The organism is Psychrobacter sp. Pi2-1 (assembly GCF_904846645.1).
GTDB lineage: Bacteria > Pseudomonadota > Gammaproteobacteria > Pseudomonadales > Moraxellaceae > Psychrobacter.
Genome location: NZ_CAJHBO010000046.1, coordinates 1 through 1,277 on the forward strand (window position 1 = coordinate 1; position 1,277 = coordinate 1,277).

Here is a 1,277-nt window from a genome sequence, read left to right on the forward strand (position 1 = left end):
ACACACTCCAGTAATGCAATGCTTGACTGAACGTGGTGAAGGAAAAATGGGTAAAGTACAATTATATTAAGTCTTAGATTAACACATGAAGTGCAATACCAAATGCAAGGTGAAAAAAAGACCTAGATGCGCTAGCATCAAAGTCTTTATCCACCGACCAAAGTGAGATTGCAACCATGAACTATACGCATCTAAGCCTAGGGGAACGATACCAGATTTATGCCCTTATAGGGGCAGAACATAGTATTAATTTTATAGCGCGGGCGTTAAACAGAAGTCCCAGTACCATATTAAGAGAAATCAGACGCAATAAAAGCCTGCGCGGTTACCGAGTCAATAACGCTCATAAGAAAGCTTGTGCAAGACGATCAAACAATGCGCTCAGCATCATCGCTGACGTATGGGACTGGGTCACAGACAAGCTTAAAGAGAACTGGAGTCCCCAGCAAATAGCAGGTGTTCATGGTGGACTCAGTCATATGAGCATTTATCGCTATATATGGACAAACAAGCGTAAGGGCGGCAGGTTATGGCAGTGTCTCAGACGTAAAGCCAAGCCTTATCGGCAGCGTTTAACTGCTGAGACTCGTGGTCGTATTAATGACAGAGTCTCTATCCATGAGCGCCCCTCCATCGTTGATGCGCGCACGCGGATTGGCGACTGGGAGGCGGATACCATTATCGGTCAGCATCACAAGCAAGCGATTGTCACGCTCGTTGAACGTAAAACAGGGCTGCTGAAGATGAAACGTGTGGATAATAAAACGGCACAGCAAGTATCAGAGGCAATGATAGAGCTCTTAAAGCCAGTGAGGTTGCAGGTTAAGACCATTACCTCTGACAATGGTAAAGAGTTTGCTCAGCATAAAAAGGTGAAACAAAAGCTCTTTAGCTCTTTCTTCTTTGCCGATGCTTATGCGTCATGGCAGCGAGGAACCAACGAAAATACCAACGGCTTGATCAGAGAGTATCTGCCTAAAGGCTGTGACTTTAGACAAGTCTCTGATGATGAGATGCAGGACATTGAGAACAAACTAAATAACAGACCAAGAAAACGCTTAGGGTTTAAAACGCCTATGCAGGCGTTCTATAATATTAATTAGCGTTGCACTTGGTGTGTTAATCTAAGAGATAATAAGTGCTTGTGAGAGTCAAACATGGTTATGCTCCTAAAGGTCGCCGATATATATGAGATGGCTTTCATATATCGCACGCTGTCATTATTAAACGGTCACTAATATTGTAGTGGTTAACGCATGACTCAGCACGATATAAAG

1 protein-coding gene is annotated in these 1,277 nt (G+C 43.6%); it reads left to right on the forward strand.

Features of this window, described 5'->3' with window-relative positions:
• The first annotated feature begins 176 nt into the window (after positions 1 to 176).
• Positions 177 to 1,103: an IS30 family transposase gene (locus tag JMX91_RS13165; protein WP_160020909.1), complete on the forward strand. Its 927-nt coding sequence runs from the start codon at positions 177 to 179 to the stop codon at positions 1,101 to 1,103.
• Positions 1,104 to 1,277: the final 174 nt, after the last annotated feature.

Coding starts and splice junctions, on each gene's coding strand:
- JMX91_RS13165 (WP_160020909.1), top strand. CDS start 177: ATGAACTATACGCATCTAAGCCTAGGGGAACGATACCAGATTTATGCC.